Here is a 23,552-nt window from a genome sequence, read left to right as displayed (position 1 = left end):
TTGTTTGATTTAACATAAAAGTTTGATGACTTTTGCAGCCTGCCATTTTACGAATTGACCATACCTCGATTTAAATCAAATTTCTTCCACTTAGTAAATTATTTTGTAACAAAATTACAGAATTTGTACTATAATACGCAAACACTTCGAAGAGAAATCTTCAACATTTCAGACGGCACTCATTATTTATTCCCACAGCTCAAGGCCGTCTGAAACATGCCCAATACAAAAATCAGAAACGCGCAAACAAAATCCCTATCATATCGTTTAGCCAGGAGACCGCACATGAACCCCACTCCTATTCACCCGAAACTCGCCGAAATTACCGAGCGCATTATCGAGCGCAGCCGCCCGACGCGTGAAAAGTATCTGGCGAAAATCCGCAGCGCCAAACAGATGGGACGCTTAGAGCGCAACCAACTCGGCTGCAGCAACTTGGCACACGGCTATGCCTCCATGCCTAAGAGCATCAAAATCGAAATGCTTCAGGAAACCGTCCCCAACTTAGGCATCATCACTGCCTACAACGACATGGTTTCCGCACACCAGCCGTTTAAAGACTTCCCTGACCAAATCAAAGACGAAGCACAGAAAAACGGCGCGACCGCCCAAGTCGCCGGCGGTACACCCGCCATGTGCGACGGCATCACCCAAGGCTACGCCGGCATGGAATTGTCGCTGTTTTCCCGCGACGTGATTGCCATGAGTACCGCCATCGGTCTGTCGCATCAAATGTTTGACGGCAGCCTGTTTATGGGCGTATGCGACAAAATTGTTCCCGGCCTGATGATTGGCGCTTTGTCTTTCGGCCATATTCCGGGCATCTTCGTTCCGGCAGGCCCGATGTCCAGCGGTATCGGTAATAAAGAAAAAGCCCGTACCCGCCAGCTTTTCGCCGAAGGCAAAGTCGGCCGCGATGCCTTGCTTGAAAGCGAAATGGGTTCTTACCACAGCCCGGGTACTTGTACCTTCTACGGTACCGCCAACTCCAACCAAATGATGATGGAAATGATGGGCGTGCACCTGCCTGCAGCCGCCTTCGTCCACCCTTATACCGACCTGCGCGAGGCCCTGACCCGCTACGCAGCCGGACACCTCGCACGCGGCATCAAAAACGGCACCATCAAACCATTGGGCGAAATGTTGACCGAAAAATCCTTCATCAACGCCCTGATTGGCCTGATGGCAACCGGCGGCTCAACCAACCACACCATGCACCTCGTTGCCATGGCACGTGCGGCAGGCGTGATTTTGAACTGGGACGACTTCGACGAAATTTCTTCCATCATCCCATTGCTGATCCGCGTGTATCCAAACGGCAAAGCCGACGTGAACCACTTTACCGCAGCAGGCGGTCTGCCTTTCGTTATCCGCGAATTGTTGGACGCAGGCTTGTTGCACGACGATGTCGATACCGTCGTCGGACACGGTATGCGCCACTACACCAAAGAGCCTTTCCTCATTGACGGCAAACTCGAATGGCGCGAAGCCCCTGAAACCAGCGGCAACGACGACATCCTGCGCAAAGCCGACAACCCGTTCTCCCCAGACGGCGGTCTACGCCTGATGAAAGGCAACATCGGTCGCGGCGTGATTAAAGTATCTGCCGTGCGCGAAGGCTGCCGCATTATCGAAGCGCCTGCCATCGTGTTCAACGACCAACGCGAAGTATTGGCTGCATTTGAACGCGGCGAGTTGGAACGCGATTTTGTGTGCGTCGTCCGCTACCAAGGCCCGCGCGCCAACGGTATGCCCGAGCTGCACAAACTGACCCCGCCTTTGGGTATCCTGCAAGACCGCGGCTTCAAAGTGGCGCTGCTGACTGACGGCCGTATGTCCGGCGCATCCGGCAAAGTGCCTGCGTCCATCCACATGACACCCGAAGCCCTGATGGGTGGTAACATCGCCAAAATCCGTACTGGCGACCTGATCCGCTTCGACTCCGTTACCGGCGAACTCAACGTCCTGATTGATGAAGCCGAATGGAACGCCCGCGAAGTCGAACACATCGACTTGAGCGCGAACCAACAAGGCTGCGGCCGCGAACTCTTCGCCAACTTCCGCAGCATGACCAGCAGCGCAGAAACCGGTGCCATGAGCTTCGGTGGCGAATTTGCCTGATGTCCGTTTCAGATGGCCTTCGTGAATAGAAGGTCGTCTGAAAAATTATAAAAGCTGTTTAAACGAATCAGACGCAGCGTGGGCTTTGCCCGCGAATAAGCAACGTCTCCCATTTTACAAAAAGGCCGTCTGAAAACTTAGCCCCTTCCCGTTTGACCTCAACAAAAATGCCCCTATCCCACTTGGAGAACTGAAATGTCCAAACTGACCCCACGCGAAATCCTGACCGCCGGCGCAGTTGTGCCTGTGATGGCAATTGACGACTTAAGCACCGCCGTCGATTTGTCCCACGCCCTTGTCGAAGGCGGCATTCCCACCCTCGAAATCACCCTGCGCACCCCTGTCGGCCTCGACGCCATCCGCCTGATTGCCAAAGAAGTGCCCAACGCCATCGTCGGCGCAGGTACGGTTACCAATCCCGAACAGCTCAAAGCTGTTGAAGACGCAGGTGCGGTTTTCGCCATCAGCCCGGGTTTGCACGAATCCCTCGCCAAAGCCAGCCACAACAGCGGCATCCCCCTGATTCCCGGCGTTGCCACTCCGGGCGAAGTCCAACTGGCTTTGGAACACGGCATCGATACCCTCAAACTCTTCCCTGCCGAAGTCGTTGGCGGCAAAGCCATGCTCAAAGCCCTCTACGGCCCGTACGCCGATGTTCGCTTCTGCCCAACCGGCGGTATCAGCCTGGCAACTGCACCCGAGTACTTAGCGCTGCCTAATGTCTTGTGCGTAGGCGGCTCATGGCTGACTCCGAAAGAAGCCATCAAAAACAAAGACTGGGATACCATTACCCGTCTGGCTCGCGAAGCTGCCGCTTTGAAACCAAAAGCCTAATCAGGTTATAAGGTTAAAAAAAGGCCGTCTGAATATGATTTCAGACGGCCTTTTTATATCAATTAAGCCAACACTTTCCGTGCCGCTTCCACACCCCAATACAAAGCCTCTTCAAAGACCGAATAGCTGCTTAAGTCACTGTGTGCAAACAACAATCCGGTATTTCGATTTCTGATTTTTAATAAAGCCTCATCGCTTAAATAGCCGGGTTTCGGCACGCTCATGCCATGCCCGCGCACGGTAATGTCAACATGGGAAACGTGCCGCCAAAAGCCTTCGCCGTAAGCGGTAAGCAAATCTTGGGCGGCAAGCTGGAGCAGCTCTTCGTCGCTTGCTTCAAGCAGCTGGCGGCGGACGGCTTGTGGCGTATCGTGATTGAGCGCGGCGTAGGCGGTAAAAATCGTGCGTTCAGGACGGGCAACCCGGATAAACTGGTTGGTCGCAACAACGTAGCCCAGCCCTTGGCTGCCGTAAACCACATTGTCCCACGCAAGTTCGCTGTTGTTTTTTTCTTTCGGGAAACTGTGCAGTTCAAAATTGGAAACCAGCCATGGCGCGTATTCGGGAATGTCCAGACCAAATTGTTCAGGAGATTCAATAATGCGGGCGGCAACCATCAGCGGCATGGCGGAGATAACGTGTTGCGCAGTGACGGCAACGGTTTCCCCTTTTGCATTATCACGCAACCACACTTCAATCCGGCCGTCTGAAAGCGGTTTGATTTTGACGGCTGAAGCATTAATTGAAGCAGGCTTCTCCAAACGGATACTGTTTTCAGACGGCCATTGCCAGCCTTCCTGCAAACCGGCATGACGGCGCAGGTTTTCAGAAAGATGTGCCAAACCTTCGGGCCAAGTGAGGACGGTTTCTGCATTGTTGCGGGCGGCAAAATAATGCAGTCCGGCAAAGGCGGATACTTGCGCTATGCCCTGTCCGTAATCGTCGCGGCAACAATAATCGAGATACCATAAAAGCTCGGGCGAGTGGTAACCTTCCTGATCAAGCCATTGTTGAAACGTCAGATGATCGAGCTTTCGCCATGTTTCATCTATCGATGACAGCGCAATCGGAATGGCAAAAATTTTCTTACCGTCATCGCCGTAAGCCTGTTTCAGACGGCCTATCAAATCAAAAAACCGTTTGGAATCCGCATCTTCTTTCGGCAATAAATGTTCCACCCATTTATCCTGATATAAGAGGCGCGATTCGGGCGCATAGACCAAATCTGTTTCCCTAAAGCTGCCGTCTGACTGCAAAATACCGAAATCCGCCAGCATCTCGCGCACATACACGCTTTCTTTCGACGGCAAAGCCAAATAATGCGCACCGCTCGGCGCTTTCAGGCCGTCTGAAGACGTATAGGCGGCATTGTTGCCATTGCGTTCAAACCCTTCTGCCAACAATACATCGCGGTGATTATGCTTCGCCAAATACCACAACGCCCCCAACCCAGCCGCACCGCCGCCGAGTATCAACGTATTGCACTCATAACGACGAGCCGGCGCTTGCAACAATTTTCGATCGCGCAACAAATGCCCCAGCGGCAAGCCGACACGGTTAATAGAAACCGACGGTTTGCGGTTGAAGTATTTGTAAGTCTGCCAAGAAAAAGCAGAAGCAGCGCCAAGCGCGGCGGTATAGCTGAGAAATTGACGGCGGGTTAGCATAATAAATTATTGCTTTTCAGTATTTTTTAGGAAAGCAAGTCATACACCCTTTTCTCTGTAAGATACCCATTATTTCCAAATGCCTTCATGTTATAGAACCGATAACACTTAACCAGCAATAAATTAACATCTCCTGAAATATCAAATGGCGTATGCTTGGCGTTGAACTTTTGCCCCTTTTGTCAATATTGATAAAACTAAAATAAAGTCAAATCACTGCCTCTATTTACAACCGTCCAATCCACCCGTTCCGCCGCCAACTCACTGCACAACACTTCCTTCACTTTTTCCAATTTCATACCTCCGCAAATAAATGCGTCTATAGCGGCAAAACGGTGTTCCGGCCAAGTGTGGATGCTGATATGGGACTCGGCAAGCAACAAAACGCCGGTTACACCGCCTGCGCCGCTGAATGTGTGGAAATGTTCATTCAATATGGTGGCTTCTGCAGCCTGTGCGGCAGCTACCAAAGCGGTTTTCAGACGGCCTTCATCTTTTAAGATGGCTTCATCGCAGCCGTATAAGTCTAATAGGCCATGGTTACCGGGGGCATGGGTCATTTATGGCCTCCGGAATAACCCCTGCCGCCGTAATAACCGCCGGAGTGCATACGCGAGCCGTCGGAGTCGGAAGAGCCGTAGCTAATGATCATGGAGATGACGATGATGATGGTGCTGAAAATGATGTAAGTGATTCTCGACATGTTAATCCTCGTCCTCGTCTTTTTTGCCCATGTTCCACAACAACCAGCATCCTATAAAGATGACGGTAAGTGCGGCAGAGCTGTCACTGGTCAGAAGCGCAGGGAGGTTGACGACAACCAAGATGGCGGTCATTATGATTCTTAATGATTTATCAATACCGTCTGCCGCCATGTTTGCAGTGTAATGCGGAGCGCGGCTGGTCAAATTAAACGCATCCGCAATTTCCCGATAAGCAATGGGTGTACTTCTACTCCATGCCATTTCGTGACTGTTTAGTTCGGAACCAAGCTTACGGCTTTGTCCGTCTCGGTAATCGCTGTAATAGTTCAAATCACTGCTTCGGACACGCCAATAGAAGGCGCCGGCAGCGACTTCTACCCTGCCTCCATAGTCATAAAGTTTGCCATAGCCTTGCGGTTGGCGGTTTCGGTCGAGGCGCGGCCAATCGTTCAAGGTTTCAGAAATATTCCAACCTTCATCAGCTTCAACCAGCCATAAGAAACCCTGAGTTGGGTTGTAAAGCAGATATTCCGACCATTGGCCTTCGGGTATGAGCACGCGGTTGGCTCCGTTGAACAGGTTGTCGAACGTTTCCTGTGCGTCAGTTTCGGCGTATCTGATCGCTCCCATAACGTAAAATTCGCGTTTTTTCAGACGGCCTGTCGAGCCGACAGGCAAAGTAAACATCGTATTTTGCGACAAACGCAGATTATTGGCGGTAATAAGCTCCGCTTTATCTTTGCCGACTGCCAATTCGCTGCCGCAACTTTGACAGTTCAGATGGGAAGTCAGACCGTTCACCCAATGAATGGATGAGCCGCAGTTAGGACAGTTTTCTGAAGTAATACTGCCTTTCAGACGGCCTGCACTTTCTTTAATTTCATCTTCGTGGCGCGTGTTTTCCAGCTTCAAATCATCTAGGTTTACCATGCGGCCAAAGAAGGCTTCGGGTGTTTTATTGTTGTAATCGAGCGTGATGAAAAGGTTTTCGCAACGCCAGTCGGAAACCCGATTTTCTGTATCCTCTTTCAAAACAAACGGTAATTCGCCCTGCGCAGCCACGCGTTTCAAACTGATTTTGCGGACATCGGAGGCAATATAGCGCTTATCTTGAAAAGTCAGCTCGCTAAATCCGGCTCGCGTGTCTTCAAATTTCGGCGGATTATCGATTTCGACCGGCATGGTCATCACATACAAATCGCCCGCCTCAGAAAGCCAACCGGCCCTGCCGTCGTCAAACAGCGCATACCATTCATTCCACGCACCATCGTCGTATTGCACCTGAAGCCGTCCGACCAAGGTAAAGCGTTGAGCGACAAATGTACCGCTGGTTCCGATTTGCAGCGGACTAAAATCTTCCAGCAATGCGGAATCGCGGCCGGAGTCGACAACGCCGTTATCTTGCCGCACCAGCATGCTGTTGCAATAGCCGCACACCAGCGTCACAGCAGAAGCAGAATGCGCTTCGACAGGTGCGCCGCAGCTTGGGCAGTCGGTTTTGAAGAAAGGAGTTTGAGACATGGATTTGCTTTTCAGAATGGGTTGGAGTGTTTCAGACGGCCTTAGTGTTTATATCAACTGGTTTTATCAATGATTTCAGATTAGAAACACACCAAATCGCCGAACAGACTCAATCAAATGATTCAAAAGGCCGTCTGAAACCTTTTCACAGAAGCAGCTCAACGCTTCTTTGAATGATATTTTTCAGACGGCCTTCAATTGATTAACCAATCAACTGCTTCAACACTTCAGCCTTGGCCTTATCAAAATCTTCTTGCGAAATCAAACCGCCATCCAGCAAAGATTTGAGTTTCACCAATTTTGCCTGCGGATCTTCGGCAGCCGGCTGAGCATTCTGCTGAGCCTGTTGCACATTCGGCTGCATCATGCCTGACATGGCACCCGCCATTGCCTGACCAATACCGGCACCTACGCCCAAACCTGCACCAATTCCGGCAAGTCCGCCTTCATTTTGTGCCGCAAGCGGGATAGATTCGGCGGTTTGATATTGGGTGTAGCGTCCCAAATCGCCGATAACGCCCATCGAAATTTTCTTATCCAACGCAGCCTGAATAGACGCGGGCAAGGTAATACTTTCAACAGTGAAGTTTTCCAGCGCCAAACCCAGCTTGGCAAATTCCGCGCCAAGCAATTCGCCGATTTTTTGCGACAGCAAAACTTGGTTCGCCGCCATATCCAAGAACGGGATACCGGAGCTGCCAAATGCGGCCGCCAATTGGGTGACTGCAATATTGCGCAGTTGGTTTTCCAAGTCTACGCCGCTGTATTGTGCCGCCACGCCGCTGACTTCTTTGAAGAATTTTGCCGGATCGCTGATACGGTAAGAATACATACCGAACGAACGCAGTTGCACCGCGCCAAACTCGGCATCGCGCACGGTAACAGGCTGGGACGTACCCCATTTACGTGCAAGCTGTTGTTTGGTATTGAAAAAGTAAACATCCGATTTAAACGGAGACTCAAAAAGCTTGTCCCAGTTTTTCAAATTGGTCAGCACTGGCAGCGTTTGCGTATTGAGCGTGTAACGCCCCGGAGCGAACACATCGGCGGTTACGCCTTCATCGACAAACATCGCCATCTGCGCCTCACGCACGGTCAGGCTCGCACCGTTTTGGATCTCCTCATCGGCAATCGGAAAACGCCACATCAACAGGCTGTCATCGGGATTCGGCCATTGAATGACGTCGATAAACTGTTTCTTGATAAAGTTGAACATCGCAGTTCCTTATTTGAAGAAGAAGGGATAACTTATAGGCTGTCAGGTCAATTTGCCTAGTCGGTCATATCGCTTATTTTATATAACTATAATGTTATACGATATTAACATTCAAAATGTCTTTATGCATGGGAATAGAGTGGGTTGCTCTATCTATTTTTAGTGTTAAACCCACTAGCCGACCCAGAAACATTAACATATCATTAAAATTCATGCAGACTCTGTTTTACACTATTTTTCTGCTTTTACCTGCGCTATATCATAAAAAAGACAAATACAGGTAGAAAATCATTAAACACCATACCAAGCGTTCACTACACCTGTTAATATTTACCAAATCCTAGAAATTCATCATGCTGTATTGTCAAATTATCACATTGGCTTTCATAAAGTAAAAGGAATTTATATGAAAAATTCTGCTCATTTCTGTTTTGCAGTGTTAGCACTCTCTGCTGCCGTAAGTACACAGGCTGCCCGCCCTGTTGAATTTACCGTTGGTAGCGAATATTACAACGAGACCTATCGCGAATACGAAAAAGATGGTAGTCGCTTAATGCAGCAAAAAGGCAACTTATGGTCTATTAATGCCGGCGTAAAATACCGTTTCAACGATCGCCATGCGGCAAAATTAGAAGGCCGTTATTCGCGCGGTAAAACAGATTACACGGGAAGCGTACAATATATAACTGAGGATTATATCGATGATTCAGCAAGTTATGGCTCAGCCACACTCAAAAATGCACCACGCCGCGCATACGATATCCGTGCCTTATACGAATATACACTCCCGATTAACAATCGCTTTAGCATTACTGCCGGAGCCGGCTTGGGACACCGTGTTCTGAGAGACTTAAGCAGCCGCATTGATCCTAATGATTATGACCGCAAAAACCGAACTACATATGCGCAAATCAATACCGGAGTAAATATCGCCCTTCCTGCAAACTTTGAGATATCTCCCCGCATTGCCTACAATCGTGCCGTGAAAGGCCGCCAATATTCTTACGAACCCGACCAGGTAGAAACCCGAATGAAACAAGGTGGCGGACAAGGTATTGAGGTTGAAGTACCTGTATCTAAAAAATTCGCTAACGGCTCCAAAATCAGCCTCACTCCATTCTATCGCGGCTGGAAAGTTAAAGAATCGAACCTTACCGTTACGGAAGAGTATGACTCATATGGATTGGGATCTATAGAACCTAAAAACCACACCCACGAAGCGGGCATAAGATTGCAATACTCTTTCTAATTTGATGAGTTTAAGTAGTTAAAACGTTTCAGACGGCCTTGTATATAACAGGCCGTCTGAATTTTTTGATACTTTCAGAATTTCACTATAACGCCAATACCATCAGGCATAAGCCATTATCAGTCAAAAAAATCTACCGATAATTTCTCCAGGCAGGAGTCAGGATCAGCACATCTTTTGCTATCCAACCGACCATCAAAATCAAGTCAAGCAAGCCGCATTCAAAATGCCGATCGAGATGGACACTGCACCAAACAGCGCGCCGACGGCGACATTGTTGCCGATAAGTTCTGGGGTAGCGTCTTTAATCATCATTGTTGCAGCGAAATAGACAAAAATCTGAATCACTGCTGCGGCAAGTCCCCACAGGATAAAATCGATGAAGCTGACGCTGTGTGCAATGCTTGAGGCAAGCGTCAGACAGAAACCGACCAACGCGCCGCCAAACGATAAGGCGCAGGCAAGGTTGCCGTTTTTAATCAGGCGCAATTCTTCGGCGGGGGTAATCCGCAGATATACGGCACCGAAAACTACAGTCATGGCGATACCTGCCAACATATATTGCAGGTACAGCAGATATTGGGACAGAGAAATACTCACGATAAGATTCCTTAGTTTGCAATAAAGTGATTATGCCATATTTTTGAAGATAAACCCTTCTGAAAATACGGCATTTTAGAAGCGCTTCAGGCCGTCTGAAACAGCCTGATTTTTAATTCATGTTTTATTACGATAATTGTTGACGATTTTTGTATGTTTATGTAACTATTGCGCACTGCCATTTAATTAGAGTAAAGAGGAGAATTATGAGCATGCTCGCCGCTATCCGCCCTAAAGAGCCTTTGCGCCATCTGCGCTGGTTTGACATGCTGATTGTTACCGCCATCCTGTTCGGTCAATTTGCCTACCGTTCTACCCAACTTTATATCGCCAGCCTGATGCCGCAAGTGGAAACAGCTGCTGCTACCGAAGAAGTGCGCGATACTGCGGTAACCGGCGTGGCTTATTCGGAAAACATGAGCCTGCAGTTGACGCTGCTTGCTATTACTTTGATTTACCTCGTTATCCGCCGTTTCGACTTCAAACAGTTGCCGATTCGCTTTAATTTAGGCGTATTGTTTTGGACGCCTGTAATTTTTATATTGATGGGTCTGATCGCCGATGCGGTGACTTCGTTAAGCGGCGGCTACAATTACTTCACCACTGAAATCTTCCAATACATCAAACCATTATCCATCTTCGACAAATTCGCCGCCCTTGCGCCGATGGCCATCCTCTACGGCCTTTTAAACGGCTTTTACGAAGAATTCTGTTTCCTCGGCCTTTTAACCTGCGTGGAAGACAAATACAAATGGCAGGCATTGGCCTATTCGACCTTGGTGCGCGTCTCCTTCCATACTTACCAAGGCATGCTTTGGGCGACCGTTATCGGCGTTGTTTTCGGCTTGATGTACTACTTCTTCTACAAATACAAAGTCAAAAACCTGTTGCCGTTTTTCCTGATTCACGCGTTGGCAGATATCTTCGGCTCCGGCTTCATCTATTTGATTTGCGCTTAATGGCAATAGTTGAATGAATAAATAAGGCCGTCTGAAACATCATTTTTCAGACGGCCTTTTATCATCTATCGGTTTACTTAATCAAAGTAATTGCCACATCCGCATCTTCGGTTGCAACGGCCTCAATCACTGCATCGCCGCCAAACCTCAACACCGAGCCTGCGCCGACCGTATGTTTTTCAGTCTGATTCAAAGTCACGTCAAAGCTTCCTTTTCCAACGGCAAAAATCAGCGTTTTAAAACCCGGATGATCGTGCGGCTTAATCTGCTCCCCTTTCTTCATGTCTTTCTTAACGACCATGTAATTTTCGCCGCTGAAAATTTTACCGTTTTCGGAAGAAACCTCTCCCAAAGGCGCGGCAGAAACGGCAACGGAAAACAAAGCGGACAGCAATACGGCAGAAATATTGGATACTTTCATGGCAAGCCTTTCTTAAAAACAGAACCCCCATTCTATAAAAACCCACTTCATTGTTCAATAATAATTCTCATTTTCTAATAAAAGGCCGTTGAAGCCCAACGATATTTTTCAGACGGCCTGATTGACCTGTATAATATTTTCTTATTAATAAAATCGCTTTACATACCCATCAAATGGAAACCATCAGAAAAGATCCGCTCGGCTCGGCATGGGTGGTTATTGCCGCGCTCGGCTTTACCGTCATGAACCTCTCCGTCAAAGCCGCCTCTACACATTTCGGCTTTTCCAGCGGCGAGCTGGTCTTTTGGCGCATGCTGGTCTCCACCCTGTTCTTAGGCATCATGGCCAAAGCGCAAGGCAACACGTTTTCCACGCCGCATTGGAAAACCCATCTCAACCGCAGCGTCATCGGCACGCTTGCCATGATGTGCACGTTTTATTCCGTCATGCACCTGCCGCTGGCAACAGGCGTCACGCTCAACTACACGTCTTCCATTTGGCTGGCCATCTTTTCATTTTTCATTTTAAAAGAAAGAATTACGTTTTACACTCAAGCCATTTTGGTTATGGGCTTTATCGGTGTTATCCTCTTGCTCAACCCCTCTTTTCAAGGCGGACAGGAATTTGCCGCGCTGGTCAGTTTGGCAGGCGGCGCCATGTCGGGCTGGGCGTATTTGCAGGTGCGCGAACTCTCACTTTTGGGCGAGCCGGGCTGGCGCGTGGTATTTTACCTCTCGCTTACCGGCCTGATTATGGGCGCAGTCTGGAGCACCATCACAGGCTGGCATCCGCTGACCGTCTCTTCCCTGCCCTATCTGGCCGGCATCGGCATCTCCGCCATGATTGCCCAACTGGCCATGACCCGCGCCTACAAGGTCGGCAAGAAATTTACCGTTGCCTCGCTTTCCTACCTAACCGTCGTTTTCTCCGCCCTGTCCGGCGTACTGCTTTTCGGCGATAAAATCACTTGGCAGGAAGCTGTCGGCATGGTTATCATTGTTGCAGGCGGCGTGTTCAGCAGCTTTACTCCGGCCTCAATCAAAAAATTTCTGATGAAGCAATAATTTAACAAGGAGAACACCATGATTTCCATCCGCGAACAATCTTACGGCTTAAACGTAGCGCTGTACAACGAGTTCACTTTGGACGATTTCCGCCAATTGGAAGAAGCCTTGTTGGCCGCAAAACAAAAAATCCATCTGCCCGACATCCTGCTGGATTTGTCCATGCTGAAAGACTTCACCATCGATATGGCGGTCGAACAAATCAAATTCCTCAACCAACACGAAACCGACTTCGGCCGCGTTGCCGTCATTACCGACGACATCTGGATCAAACTCGGCGCGCGCCTTTCCAGCCTCTTGACCAACCAACATCCCAAATATTTCAGCGATGCCACCGAAGCACAGGCTTGGTTGTTGGCAAGCAATTTGAAATAAAGACAAAGCCGTCTGAACGCATTACTTGAGCAAATTCAAACCGCTTAGGCTCAAAATCAACGACATAACGACATCTGTCAAAGCATAAAAAAGGCCGTCTGAAACCTTGCAACCCGCAACGTTTCAGACGGCCTTTCATCGTTTTTATTCAAAAACTTACATCACATCCAACACATCAATGCCCAACAACTCCAAGCCTTGTTTCAGCGTGTCGCCGGTGAGTTTCGCCAGTTGCAGGCGGCTGTTGCGGGTTGCACCTTCTGATTTCAAAATCGGGCAGGCTTCGTAGAAGCGGCTGAACAGGGTGGCGATTTGATAGAGGTAGGCGGCGAGATAGTGCGGATACGCGGTATCTGCCACGCTTTGCAGTACGTCTTCGAATTTCAGCAACTCGGCGGCCAGTTGTTTTTCCAAAGGTTCGGTCAAAACGGTTGGCGCAGTTGCGTCCCATTCACCTGCTTTGCGGAACACACTTTGCACGCGTGTGTAAGCGTATTGCAGGTAGGGGGCGGTGTTGCCCTCAAACGAAAGCATGGCGTCCCAGTCGAACACATAATCGCTGGTGCGGTTTTTGCTCAAATCGGCGTATTTGACTGCGCCGATGCCGACGGTTTTGCCGATTTTAGCGGCTTCATCCGTGCCCAATTCGGGATTTTTCTCTTTCACCAAAGCGGTAGCACGTTCAACGGCTTCAGTCAGCAGGTCAACCAGTTTCACTGTGTCGCCGCTACGCGTTTTGAACGGTTTGCCGTCTTTGCCCATCATGGTGCCGAAGCCGATAAACTCGGCTTTTACATCTTCCGGCAGATAGCCTGCTTTGCGGGAAGTGGTAAAAAGTTGTTCGAAGTGCAGGGCTTGGCGGTGGTCGACGACGTACAGCAGGCGGTCGGCATGAAGCGTGCCGACGCGGTAGCGCAAACACGCCAAGTCGGTGGAAGCATAAAGGAAGCCGCCGCCTTGTTTTTGCACGATAAACGCGGCAGGTTCACCCTCTTTGTTTTTGAACTCGTCCAAGAATACGACTTTCGCGCCATCGTCTTCGACTGCCAAACCTTTTTCGACTAAATCATCAACCACAGGCTGCAAATCGTCGTTGTATTTAGATTCGCCCGCCACATCTTCAGGACGCAGTTTCAAGCCCAGCGTGTCGTAAACTGCTTGGGCGTGCGAGAGCGAAATATCGACAAACTGTTTCCACAATGCCAACACAGTTTCATCGCCGCCTTGCAGCTTCACAACGTATTCGCGCGCGGTGTCGGCAAAGGCGGCATCTTCGTCAAAGCGTACTTTGGCGGCGCGGTAAAACTGCTCCAAATCCGCCAGCTCGAACGCGGCGTTGTCTTTTTGCTGCTCAACCAAATAAGCGACCAACATGCCAAACTGAGTACCCCAGTCGCCGACGTGGTTTTGACGGATAACGGTGTTGCCCATAAATTCCAACACGCGTGAAATGCTGTCGCCGATGATGCTGGAACGCAGATGGCCGACGTGCATTTCTTTGGCCAGATTAGGCGAAGAATAGTCGATAACGACGGTTTGCGGTTTATCGGTTTTCGCTACGCCAAAACGCGCATCGTTCAAGGCCGTCTGAATGTTTTGGGCGAGGAAATCAGGACGCAGACGCAGGTTGATAAAGCCGGGACCGGCTACTTCCGCGCTTTCAATCACGGCGTTATCGGCCAGCGCTTCGGCCACTTTTTGCGCCAATTCGCGCGGATTTTGTTTGGCTTTTTTCGCCGCACCCATCACGCCGTTGATTTGGAAATCGCCGTGTTCGGCATTCTTGGTCGGCTGCAAAACAACGGGGCTGTCGGCAATGCCTGCAGCGGCAAAGGCGGCGGCGGCTTCGCGTTCGACGGTTTGGTATAAATTCATGTTGTCGGTCTCTATCAATTCAAATCAGGCGGTATTTTAAAAGAATTTCGGGCTTTAAAACAGGGCAAGCTGCAATACTTTTCCAGCGGCTTGTTATATGATTGCATTCTGATTCAACGATTTTGCTGTCAAGGCCGTCTGAAAGGAAAAGCCATGAACCCCAAAAATACGCTTTGTCTGATTGTCGATATTCAAGAACGCCTGCTGCCCGCCCTTTCCGGCGCGGACGAAATGTTGGAACGCTGCCGCCTGCTGATTCAAGGTTTGACGGCTTTGGACGTACCCTTTGCCGTAACCGAACAATACCCGAAAGGTTTGGGCAACACCGTATCCGCCGTATCTCTGCTGTTGCCCGAAGGCACGCCGATTGTCGAGAAAACCCGATTCTCAGCGTTTTTACCCGAAATTCAGGAAATCTTACGCAAAAACGACATCAAAAACGTTATTTTGGTGGGTGCGGAAGCGCATATCTGTATGCTTCAGACGGCATTGGATTTGAAAGAGCAAGGTTACGCCGTATTCCTGCCTTTTGAATGCACCGCCTCTCGCACAACGGCCAACCGCGACAATGGGTTGGCGCAACTAAGCCGTCAGGGCATTATCATTTCCAATGTCGAAAGTATTTTGTTCCAACTGCTCGGCGATGCCAAACATCCTGCCTTTAAGACTATCTCCAAACTGATTCAATAACAGGCCGTCTGAAATGCAATACACCATCCGCCCTGCACTGCGCCAAGACTTGCCCGCCATCGTCGATATTTACAACAGCACCGTGGCCACGCGCCAATCCACGGCCGATTTGTCGCCGACCACGGTTGCCGAACGTGAAATGTGGTTTGCCGCGCACACGGACAAACGCCCGATCTACGCCCTTTACGATGCCGACGGTACAGTCTTAGCCTGGGGCAGTTTCAGCGACTACCATCCGCGCTACGCCTATCACATCAGTGCGGAAGTCAGCATTTATGTCCGCCACGATATGCGCGGCGCGGGCGTGGGCAAAATCCTGTTGCGGCACATGCTCGAACGCGCGCCGTCCTTAGACATCCACAACGTCATCGCGCTTGTGTTCGGCCACAACTATCCGAGCCTGAACCTGTTTCACCGTTTCGGTTTTGAAGAATGGGGGCGGCTGCCGCAAGTCTGCGATTTGGACACCATGTTGGCAGACGTGGTGATTTTGGGCAAAAGGATTGTGGATTGATGACGACAAAGGCCGTCTGAAAACTGAATTCAGACGGCCTTTTTACGTAAAACCTTTATTCCGGTTTCTTCGCCAGCATGGTGACGAATTTAAACTGAATCGGATTGCCGAATTCGTCTTTCGCGTGCATCGAACCCAGCTCTTCCTTGTATTCCACCAATTCCCAATCCTTATAGTATTCGCGCAGCTCGCCTTCACTGAATTTGAATGGGAACGGCATCGGGCAAGGGAAATCTTCCGTATCCATCGCAGACACGATCAGATTGTAGCCGCCGGGGTTGGTGTGTTCCTTCATATTGGCAATCACGTCAGGAACGTAACGCGGCATCAGGAACATAAATACCACGGTCGCCACCATATAATCAAAGTTTTCCTGAATATTGGCGGCGTTGAGGTCGTATTCAAACGCGCAGACATTCAGTTCTTCGATACGCGCCAGCTCTTCCACATTTTGAACCGCGTTCGGATTATTATCGACAGCAGTAACGTCAAAACCTTTCAAACCCAAATACAGCGCGTTGCGGCCCTGACCGCAGCCCATATCCAAAACCTTGCCGACAGGCACGATGCCTTCGGCGGCGCGGACGGCCGAATGTGTCGCGCTCATGCCGTATTTCTTATTGAAATAGTCCGCCGCCTCGCAGTAAAACGACAGTTGGATTTCCGTGTCTTGCGTTTGCGGCGCGATAAAGTGCCATGCTTGCGGATGGATAATCCAATCATCGCTTTCAGGCGTCAGCTCATGCGTGGCCGTAATATTGCCCGCTTCGTCCACTTCGTTGAAGTTCAGACGGCCTTGGAGTACATTGAGGCAGCCCCAAGTACCGGCAGCGGTATTGTGTTTGGACAATAAGGCTTCGGGAATCTCGTCCGCCGTCCACACCGGCATCTGTTTGTAACAAAACAATTCTTGCTGTTCGCTCATCATGTTTCCTTTCTATTTTGACGGTTTCAACACAGCTTCTGCCAAGGCTTTTTGAATGGCAATCACGCTCTTGTCGCTTTTAAACTGCAAGGTTTCGGTCGGGTCTCGCACTTTGTGCAAGATATACGCCATTTGGAATCCGATCAATACATATATTGCCAAGAGGCGAAATATCTACCGATCATGACTGTCATAAAATACCTCTAATCTAAACTGAAAAATAAACTTCATTGCTTATATTGGGTTCAGATAGTAGGAAATCATACCACTTAGATAAAATAATCTTAAATTGGTCAAACTCAAGATAATCATCAGGATATTCTTCATCTCCCCAATAAATGATTACTTTATCTAACGAGATTAGTGCGCCTAAAGTTTGCCCCCACATATCATATTCAAGAATTTCTTTTTTAGATATTTTATCAATCTCTTCAAGACCATTTTTTATCCACTTTTTCAAATGGGTTATACCTAATCCCTCATCATCAATTAAAAAATGAGTTATATTTAAAGCTTCATTTATATTTAGAATAGAACAATGTGGTTCTAAAGATTCATCTTTCCACATATTTATCCAACTAAACTTCACATTTATCATATCCTACTTGTCTCCCATAACTGGATAACCTGTAGTTTTAGGGTCTTTGTATCCTCTTACTGCTACACCACTTGGTGTTACCCCTTTCCACATAGTTTTCCCCTTTTCTACAAACTCAACCCTATTTTTATACGCTATGATTGTTCTTTTTGGAAATTAGGAATCTTTTCATTTAATCCTTTATTTCGACTTACTCCCAGATTAGCTATATCTTCCGATTAATTAACCGCATTTATAATCTTGGATTTATAGCCTTATTAACTAACGCCAATCCTGCACCACTTAACGAGTAATAAGTGCAGGGTATTTTACACGCGCAAACCGTATTTGCCGATATTTCAGACGGCCTTATGTTATGATACCGCCTTATTCGACAAAGACATGCCCATGGATAAACCCGTTTACCTCTACACAGACGGCGCATGCAAAGGCAACCCCGGTGCAGGCGGCTGGGGGGTATTTATGCGCTACGGCACACATGAAAAAGAACTGTTCGGCGGCGAAGCCGAAACCACCAACAACCGCATGGAGCTGACCGCCGTTATCGAAGGACTGAAATCCTTAAAACGCCGCTGCCAAGTCGTCATCTGCACCGACTCACAATACGTCAAAAACGGCATGGAAAGCTGGATACACGGCTGGAAAAAAAACGGCTGGAAAACCGCCGCCAAAAAACCGGTCAAAAACGACGATTTATGGAAAGAGCTGGATAGTTTGGTTCAACAGCACGATGTCCGCTGGACTTGGGTAAAAGGCCATGCCGGACACCCTGAAAACGAAAAAGCCGACGAGCTCGCCAATCAAGGGGCGGCAAAATTTGCATAACACTTCACCCATGACTGTACTCAAATATCTCAAACCATTCTTTTGGATTGCTATCATTGCATTGATTTGTGTGACCACGTTAAGAGTGCTGAAGAATGTGCCGACTGAATCACGCCCGCCTATTGATTTTGGTGGTTTATACCTGAACCGTGGCTTTTCGCATTCATCACGCTGACTGCTATTTACCTCATTCTAAAAATCCTGATGGCAATCACCCGATTCCTATTCAGACTGAAAAAGAGAAAACCATGACCTGCCCCATCTGCACTGCCGACAACGAAGACATTTTGCTGCAAACGCCAAACCTGCGCGTTATCGCCGTCCACAACGAAGCCGGCGCACCGGCATTCTGCCGCGTTATTTGGAATGACCATGTTTCCGAGATGACCGACCTTTCCCCTGCCGAACGCAACGAAATCATGGAAATGGTGTATCAGGTTGAAGCCGCAATGCGCCAAGTCTTCCGCCCGGCCAAAATCAATTTAGCCAGCCTCGGCAATGTTGTGCCCCATCTTCATTGGCACGTCATCGCCCGCTTTGAAAACGACGCCAACTTCCCCGCGCCGATTTGGGCCGCGCCCGTACGCGAACACGGTATGGCCTTGCCTGAAAATTGGCCGCAACAAATCAAAAACTTAATCGCTTAAACTTTCAGACGGCCTGTAAGGTCCGACACGCCAAATTCAGGCCGTCTGAACATATAACGAAAGGAAAACCTCAATGACTTCCACCACGCGCCGCCATTTCCTGCGTACCTGCTCTGCCGCCGCAGGTGCAGGGTTGTTGCAGGCCTGCGGCACCAGCACGACCACCACGCCGCAAACCAAAACCACTTCTACCACCGCGAAAGCCAAAACCGTGCAACCTAAGCAACCCCATCCGCCACGTTCCGGCGACAACCTCCTGCGCGTTGTTGCGCCGTCAGGCTTCGCCGAAGACCCCAACCGCGTGACCACCGGCCTGACCCGCCTCTACAACGCAGGCTTTACCGTGACCAACCAACAGGCAGGTAGCCGCCGTTACCAACGCTTTGCCGGCAGCGACGCCCAACGTGCCTCCGACTTCCAAGAAGTTGCCAGCGGCCGCGTCGAAACGCCTAAAGTCTTGATGGGCCTGCGCGGCGGCTACGGCGCGGCACGCATCCTGCCGCAAATCGATTTTGCCTCACTCGGCGCCAGAATGCGCGAACGCGGCACATTGTTCTTCGGTTTCAGCGACGTGTGCGCCGTCCAACTCGCCCTGTTGGCCAAAGGCAATATGATGAGCTTTGCAGGCCCGATGGTGTACAGCGAATTCGGCAAAGCAGACCCCAGCGTCTTTACCATGGATTCGTTCATCCGCGGCACAACCAACAACGTCAACATCGTTGATGTTCCGACCATCCAACGCGCCGATGTCAACGTAGAAGGCACATTGTGGGGCGGCAACCTCAGCGTTCTCGCCTCCCTCGCCGGCACGCCCTACATGCCCGATATTCAAGGCGGCATCCTCTTTATCGAAGACGTCAGCGAGCAACCCTACCGCATCGAGCGTATGCTCAATACGCTTTATCTGTCAGGTGTTTTGCAAAAACAACGCGCCATCATCTTCGGCGATTTCCGCATGGGCACCATCCGCGACGTGTACGACTCCAGCTACGATTTCTCCGCCGTCGTCAACCACATTTCGCGCACCGCCAAGATTCCTGTGTTGACTGGTTTCCCATTCGGCCACATTACCAACAAAACTACTTTCCCTTTGGGCGCGCATGCCAAAGTCCGCAGTACCGGCAACGGCGGTTATTCCGTAACCTTCAGTGGCTATCCTACGCTGAACCCGTCCGCGCTGACACTCGACAGCCTGCTGCCGCCTCCTGTTCCGACTTACGACAGCACTATTTACCGCGACAGCATTACTGAAGAAGTCACCGAATAAGGCTTGTTCAAATCAAAAGGCCGTCTGAAACCCAGTTTCAGACGGCCTTTTTATATCTTCATCTTAACCGTAACGTCGTTGGAAATCTTTCATAAATTCGGCCAACGCGTTCACACCTTCAAGCGGCATCGCATTGTAAATGCTGGCGCGCATACCGCCGACGGTTTTATAACCCTTGAGCAGGCACAAACCCTGCAACTCGGCTTCCAACACAAAGCGGCGGTCCAAATCCTCACTTGCGGTTTTGAAGACCACGTTCATTTTGGAACGCGCATCAGGATGAATATCGTTGATGTAAAAACCGCCGCTGCCGTCTATCGCCTCATACAAGGTTTGCGCCTTTATTCGATTGACCGCTTCAATTTTTTTCACACCGCCCTGCGTTTGCAGCCAGCGGAACACCAAACCCGACATATAAATCGCATAGGTGGACGGCGTGTTGTACATACCGTCGCGGTTGATGTGCGAACGGTAGTTGAACACATCGGGAATATCGTTCGGACAACGCTCCAGTAAATCCTCGCGGATAATGACCACGGTCGCACCGGCGGGGCCGATATTTTTTTCGCGCCGGCATAAATCAGGCCGTAATCGGATACATTAAACTCACGCGACAAAATCTCGCTGGACATATCGCACACCAGCGGCGGCAGGCCGTCTGAAAGTTTGGGGACGTTTTGATACTGCAAGCCGTTTACGGTTTCATTAATCGCAAAATGAACAAACGCGGAATTCGGGTTGACATCCCAATCCTCCACCGCAGGCAGGTTTTTATAGGCATATTGCTCGCCGCCATGCGCGGCCAAACGGATTTCGGCATTGCTCAAACGGCTCATCTGTTCATAGGCAATACGGCTCCAGTTGCCCGTTACCACCGCGTCGGCAGTCGCAAAACCGTGCGCCAAATTCATGGCCACCATATTGAATTGCGTGGTCGCACCGCCCTGTAAAAACAGGATTTTATAGTTGGACGGAATATTCAAAAGCTGGCGCAAGTCTTGTTCGGCATGATGCAGAATACTCAAAAACATATCCGAACGGTGGCTCATCGCCATCACGGGAAAACCCGTACCGTTGTAGTCGAGCATTTCCTGTTGCGCGGTACGTAATACGGCTTCCGGCAATACGGCAGGACCTGCGGAAAAATTATAAATCGGGTGTGCGGACATAGCGGCCATCTTTCTTATTCGGAGGGTATGAAGAAATTGTAGAACCGCCTTGCACATTGTGCAAGCACGAAAAATCAAGAAATCCAAGGCCGTCTGAAAACAAAGCAATACCAATTCTTTGTTTTCCAAAATAATTTCGGAAACACCACATCAAAACTTGTCAACAATTCCCTTTTCAGACGGCCTCATCCCAATCTCTTCCATTTAAGCAATCACTTCAAAAAATCCACGCCAAATCAACGCTTTTCTTTTATCTGGAAAACAGTTATAATAGGCCAATTTTTCAAATCACACGAAAAATGGCCGCGCGGCCATTTTTTTGTTTATGTACTTCTGGAGAAGCATGGATATTCAAAGCATTCTTGATAAAACCCTGCCCGGCTTGGGCTACGAGCTGGTCGATTTCGAACTGACCGCGCAAGGCGATTTGCGCATTTTCATCGATAAAGAAGGCGGCATCACCGTCGAAGACTGCGCCACTGTCAGCAACCATCTGAGCCGCGTGTTTATGGTTGAAGACATCGACTACAAACGTTTGGAAATCTCCAGCCCTGGCCTTGACCGTCCGCTGAAAAAAGCCGCCGACTTCGTGCGCTTTGCCGGCCAGAACGCCAAAATCAAAACACGCCTGCCGATTGATGGTCAGAAAAACTTCATCGGCCGCATCGAATCTTGCGAAAACGACATTGTTACCGTCTCTTTCGACGGCAAAACCGCCCAAATCGAATTGAGCAACATCGACAAAGCCCGTTTGCGCCCCGAATTTAAATTTTAAAAACCGATTACTTGGAGATTCTAGAAAATGAGTCGCGAAATGTTACAGCTAGCCGAAGCGCTGGCAAGTGAAAAAAACGTTGAAACGGAAGTCGTATTCAAAGCCCTTGAATTCGCCCTCTCTACTGCCGCCAAGAAAAAAGCTGACCGCGAGCACATGGACGTGCGCGTCGAAATCGACCGCGATACCGGTGAATACCAAACCTTCCGCCGCTGGCTGATTGTTGCCGATGAAGACTATACCTACCCCGACGTAGAAAAAACCATCGAGGAAATCCAAGAAGAAATTCCCGGCACAACCATCCAAATCGGCGAATACTACGAAGAGCAGCTGCCAAACGAAGGCTTCGGCCGCCAAGCAGCTCAAACTGCCAAACAAATCATTCTGCAACGCATCCGCGATGCAGAGCGCGAGCAAAACCTGAACGAGTTCCTCGCTTCTAAAGAAGACATCGTTTCCGGTACGGTAAAACGCGTCGAGCGCCACGGCATCATCGTTGAAGTCGTAGCAGGCAAACTTGACGCACTGATTCCGCGCGAAGAAATGATTCCGCGCGAAAACTTCCGCAGCGGCGACCGCATCCGCGCCCTCTTCCTGCGTGTGGACGAAATCGGCAATACCGGCCGCAAACAAGTCATTTTGAGCCGTACCAGCGGCGACTTCTTGGCCAAACTCTACGCCAACGAAGTGCCTGAAATTGCAGACGGCCTGTTGGAAATCCGCGAAGTAGCACGCGATCCCGGCCAACGCGCCAAAGTTGCCGTTAAAGCCAACGACCAACGCATCGACCCGCAAGGTACTTGTATCGGCGTGCGCGGTTCCCGTGTTAACGCCGTGAGCAACGAATTGTCCGGCGAACGCATTGACATCGTATTGTGGTCTCCAGAGCCTGCCCAATTCGTAATGAATGCGCTGTCTCCTGCCGAAGTGAGCCGCATCGTGATTGATGAAGACAAACACGCTGTTGACGTGATTGTTGATGAAAACCAACTGGCGCTGGCCATCGGCCGCGGCGGTCAAAACGTCCGTCTGGCTTCCATCCTGACCGGCTGGCAGCTGAACATCATGACCGTTGAAGAAGCCGACGAGCGCAATGCCGCCGAAGACGCGGTTATCCGCAACCTCTTCACCACCCACTTGAACATCGACGACGAAACCGCCGATATCTTGGTGGAAGAAGGCTTTGCCACTTTGGAAGAAGTTGCTTACGTTCCAGCGGCAGAATTACTCGCCATTGACGGCTTTGACGAAGAAATTGTTGAAACCCTGCGCAACCGCGCACGCGACGCTATCCTGACCATTACCATCGCCGCAGAAGAAAAACTGGGTGAAGTGTCTGAAGACATGCGCAATTTAGACGGCGTAAATTCCGATATGTTGCGCAAACTGGCCGAAGCCGGCGTTACCCAACGCGATGATCTGGCCGAATTGTCTGTTGACGAATTGGTCGAAATTACCGGTGTTGACGAAGAAGAAGCCAAAAAAGTGATTTTGGCTGCACGCGAACACTGGTTTACTGAAGAAAATAACTAAGGG

The 23,552-nt window shown here is 49.8% G+C and carries 23 protein-coding genes and 1 pseudogene; 13 read left to right on the top strand and 11 right to left on the bottom strand.

Annotated features, from left to right (window positions below; genetic code table 11):
- Positions 1-285 precede the first annotated feature (285 nt).
- Both edd and HMPREF2675_RS05645 read left to right on the top strand, forming a co-directional pair.
- Positions 286-2,121, top strand: a complete 1,836-nt coding sequence (edd, locus tag HMPREF2675_RS05650) for a phosphogluconate dehydratase (RefSeq protein ID WP_070814344.1) — start codon at positions 286-288, stop codon at positions 2,119-2,121.
- A 195-nt stretch (positions 2,122-2,316) separates the two neighbouring features.
- Positions 2,317-2,955: a bifunctional 4-hydroxy-2-oxoglutarate aldolase/2-dehydro-3-deoxy-phosphogluconate aldolase gene (locus HMPREF2675_RS05645; RefSeq protein WP_003745733.1), complete on the top strand. Its 639-nt coding sequence runs from the start codon at positions 2,317-2,319 to the stop codon at positions 2,953-2,955.
- Positions 2,956-3,017: 62 nt separating this feature from the next.
- Here HMPREF2675_RS05645 and HMPREF2675_RS05640 read toward each other — a convergent pair whose 3' ends face one another.
- The 5 genes from HMPREF2675_RS05640 to HMPREF2675_RS05625 all read right to left on the bottom strand — a co-directional run bounded on the left by HMPREF2675_RS05640 (position 3,018) and on the right by HMPREF2675_RS05625 (position 8,063).
- On the bottom strand, positions 3,018-4,622 hold the full coding sequence (locus HMPREF2675_RS05640) for an NAD(P)-binding protein (protein WP_070814343.1): 1,605 nt from the start codon (positions 4,620-4,622) through the stop codon (positions 3,018-3,020).
- 197 nt (positions 4,623-4,819) lie between these two features.
- Positions 4,820-5,182 carry an adenosylmethionine decarboxylase gene (gene speD / locus HMPREF2675_RS05635; protein WP_070814342.1) on the bottom strand — a complete coding sequence of 121 codons (363 nt, stop codon included), beginning with the start codon at positions 5,180-5,182 and terminating at the stop codon, positions 4,820-4,822.
- Positions 5,179-5,325: a hypothetical protein gene (locus HMPREF2675_RS11385; RefSeq protein ID WP_168164757.1), complete on the bottom strand. Its 147-nt coding sequence runs from the start codon at positions 5,323-5,325 to the stop codon at positions 5,179-5,181. Before HMPREF2675_RS11385 ends, speD begins: the two co-directional genes overlap by 4 nt.
- Before the next feature lies 1 nt (position 5,326).
- Positions 5,327-6,847 carry a DUF4178 domain-containing protein gene (locus HMPREF2675_RS05630; RefSeq protein ID WP_283127803.1) on the bottom strand — a complete coding sequence of 507 codons (1,521 nt, stop codon included), beginning with the start codon at positions 6,845-6,847 and terminating at the stop codon, positions 5,327-5,329.
- Between the two features lie 202 nt (positions 6,848-7,049).
- Positions 7,050-8,063, bottom strand: coding sequence for an SPFH domain-containing protein (locus HMPREF2675_RS05625; protein WP_070814341.1), 1,014 nt, complete (start codon positions 8,061-8,063; stop codon positions 7,050-7,052).
- A 406-nt stretch (positions 8,064-8,469) separates the two neighbouring features.
- Between HMPREF2675_RS05625 and HMPREF2675_RS05620 the strand changes: the two genes are divergently transcribed.
- Positions 8,470-9,312 (top strand): outer membrane beta-barrel protein, encoded by an 843-nt coding sequence (locus HMPREF2675_RS05620; RefSeq protein WP_070814340.1) that lies wholly within the window; start codon positions 8,470-8,472, stop codon positions 9,310-9,312.
- Positions 9,313-9,513: 201 nt separating this feature from the next.
- Here the strand turns inward: HMPREF2675_RS05620 and HMPREF2675_RS05615 are convergent, their stop codons facing one another.
- Positions 9,514-9,912, bottom strand: a complete 399-nt coding sequence (locus HMPREF2675_RS05615; RefSeq protein ID WP_210389033.1) for a DUF350 domain-containing protein — start codon at positions 9,910-9,912, stop codon at positions 9,514-9,516.
- A 206-nt stretch (positions 9,913-10,118) separates the two neighbouring features.
- Between HMPREF2675_RS05615 and HMPREF2675_RS05610 the strand changes: the two genes are divergently transcribed.
- Complete coding sequence (locus HMPREF2675_RS05610) at positions 10,119-10,871, top strand: CPBP family glutamic-type intramembrane protease (RefSeq protein WP_070814339.1); 753 nt, start codon at positions 10,119-10,121, stop codon at positions 10,869-10,871.
- Between the two features lie 73 nt (positions 10,872-10,944).
- On the opposite strand, the gene HMPREF2675_RS05605 is transcribed toward HMPREF2675_RS05610, so the two are convergent.
- Positions 10,945-11,292: a cupin domain-containing protein gene (locus tag HMPREF2675_RS05605; protein ID WP_003686176.1), complete on the bottom strand. Its 348-nt coding sequence runs from the start codon at positions 11,290-11,292 to the stop codon at positions 10,945-10,947.
- A 173-nt stretch (positions 11,293-11,465) separates the two neighbouring features.
- On the opposite strand from HMPREF2675_RS05605, the gene HMPREF2675_RS05600 reads away from it, so the two are divergent.
- Together HMPREF2675_RS05600 and HMPREF2675_RS05595 are read left to right on the top strand one after the other, a co-directional pair.
- Positions 11,466-12,356 (top strand): DMT family transporter, encoded by an 891-nt coding sequence (locus HMPREF2675_RS05600; RefSeq protein ID WP_070814338.1) that lies wholly within the window; start codon positions 11,466-11,468, stop codon positions 12,354-12,356.
- 18 nt (positions 12,357-12,374) lie between these two features.
- Positions 12,375-12,731 (top strand): SpoIIAA family protein, encoded by a 357-nt coding sequence (locus HMPREF2675_RS05595; protein WP_003745709.1) that lies wholly within the window; start codon positions 12,375-12,377, stop codon positions 12,729-12,731.
- Positions 12,732-12,887: 156 nt separating this feature from the next.
- Here HMPREF2675_RS05595 and argS read toward each other — a convergent pair whose 3' ends face one another.
- The gene (gene argS / locus HMPREF2675_RS05590) at positions 12,888-14,606 is read right to left on the bottom strand and encodes an arginine--tRNA ligase (protein WP_070814337.1); all 1,719 of its coding nucleotides are present in this window, start codon (positions 14,604-14,606) and stop codon (positions 12,888-12,890) included.
- Between the two features lie 153 nt (positions 14,607-14,759).
- Between argS and HMPREF2675_RS05585 the strand changes: the two genes are divergently transcribed.
- Together HMPREF2675_RS05585 and HMPREF2675_RS05580 are read left to right on the top strand one after the other, a co-directional pair.
- A complete protein-coding gene (locus HMPREF2675_RS05585; protein ID WP_070814336.1) occupies positions 14,760-15,296 on the top strand; it encodes an isochorismatase family protein in 537 nt (178 codons plus the stop codon).
- 13 nt (positions 15,297-15,309) lie between these two features.
- The gene (locus tag HMPREF2675_RS05580) at positions 15,310-15,810 is read left to right on the top strand and encodes a GNAT family N-acetyltransferase (protein WP_070814335.1); all 501 of its coding nucleotides are present in this window, start codon (positions 15,310-15,312) and stop codon (positions 15,808-15,810) included.
- 55 nt (positions 15,811-15,865) lie between these two features.
- Here the strand turns inward: HMPREF2675_RS05580 and tehB are convergent, their stop codons facing one another.
- Both tehB and HMPREF2675_RS05570 read right to left on the bottom strand, forming a co-directional pair.
- Entirely contained in the window at positions 15,866-16,735 is an 870-nt protein-coding gene (tehB, locus tag HMPREF2675_RS05575; RefSeq protein WP_070814334.1) for an SAM-dependent methyltransferase TehB, read from the bottom strand.
- 208 nt (positions 16,736-16,943) lie between these two features.
- A complete protein-coding gene (locus HMPREF2675_RS05570) occupies positions 16,944-17,303 on the bottom strand; it encodes a hypothetical protein (RefSeq protein WP_141759958.1) in 360 nt (119 codons plus the stop codon).
- Between the two features lie 417 nt (positions 17,304-17,720).
- On the opposite strand from HMPREF2675_RS05570, the gene rnhA reads away from it, so the two are divergent.
- From rnhA to HMPREF2675_RS05555, 3 genes are all read left to right on the top strand, one after another.
- Positions 17,721-18,158, top strand: coding sequence for a ribonuclease HI (gene rnhA, locus HMPREF2675_RS05565; RefSeq protein WP_036473212.1), 438 nt, complete (start codon positions 17,721-17,723; stop codon positions 18,156-18,158).
- 248 nt (positions 18,159-18,406) lie between these two features.
- Positions 18,407-18,805 (top strand): HIT family protein, encoded by a 399-nt coding sequence (locus tag HMPREF2675_RS05560; RefSeq protein ID WP_003686086.1) that lies wholly within the window; start codon positions 18,407-18,409, stop codon positions 18,803-18,805.
- Between the two features lie 73 nt (positions 18,806-18,878).
- Entirely contained in the window at positions 18,879-20,072 is a 1,194-nt protein-coding gene (locus HMPREF2675_RS05555) for an LD-carboxypeptidase (protein WP_070814332.1), read from the top strand.
- A 63-nt stretch (positions 20,073-20,135) separates the two neighbouring features.
- On the opposite strand, the pseudogene serC reads toward HMPREF2675_RS05555, so the two are convergent.
- Positions 20,136-21,241: pseudogene (gene serC / locus HMPREF2675_RS05550) on the bottom strand (phosphoserine transaminase).
- A 343-nt stretch (positions 21,242-21,584) separates the two neighbouring features.
- On the opposite strand from serC, the gene rimP reads away from it, so the two are divergent.
- Together rimP and nusA are read left to right on the top strand one after the other, a co-directional pair.
- Complete coding sequence (gene rimP / locus HMPREF2675_RS05545; RefSeq protein ID WP_003745685.1) at positions 21,585-22,016, top strand: ribosome maturation factor RimP; 432 nt, start codon at positions 21,585-21,587, stop codon at positions 22,014-22,016.
- Positions 22,017-22,043: 27 nt separating this feature from the next.
- Positions 22,044-23,549: a transcription termination factor NusA gene (gene nusA, locus HMPREF2675_RS05540; RefSeq protein ID WP_049335384.1), complete on the top strand. Its 1,506-nt coding sequence runs from the start codon at positions 22,044-22,046 to the stop codon at positions 23,547-23,549.
- Positions 23,550-23,552: the final 3 nt, after the last annotated feature.

Source organism: Neisseria sp. HMSC061H08, from assembly GCF_001836795.1.
In the GTDB taxonomy this organism is placed as follows: domain Bacteria; phylum Pseudomonadota; class Gammaproteobacteria; order Burkholderiales; family Neisseriaceae; genus Neisseria; species Neisseria subflava_A.
The sequence above is the reverse complement of the archived record's forward strand: the minus strand, read 5'-3'. Positions and strand labels throughout refer to the sequence as shown.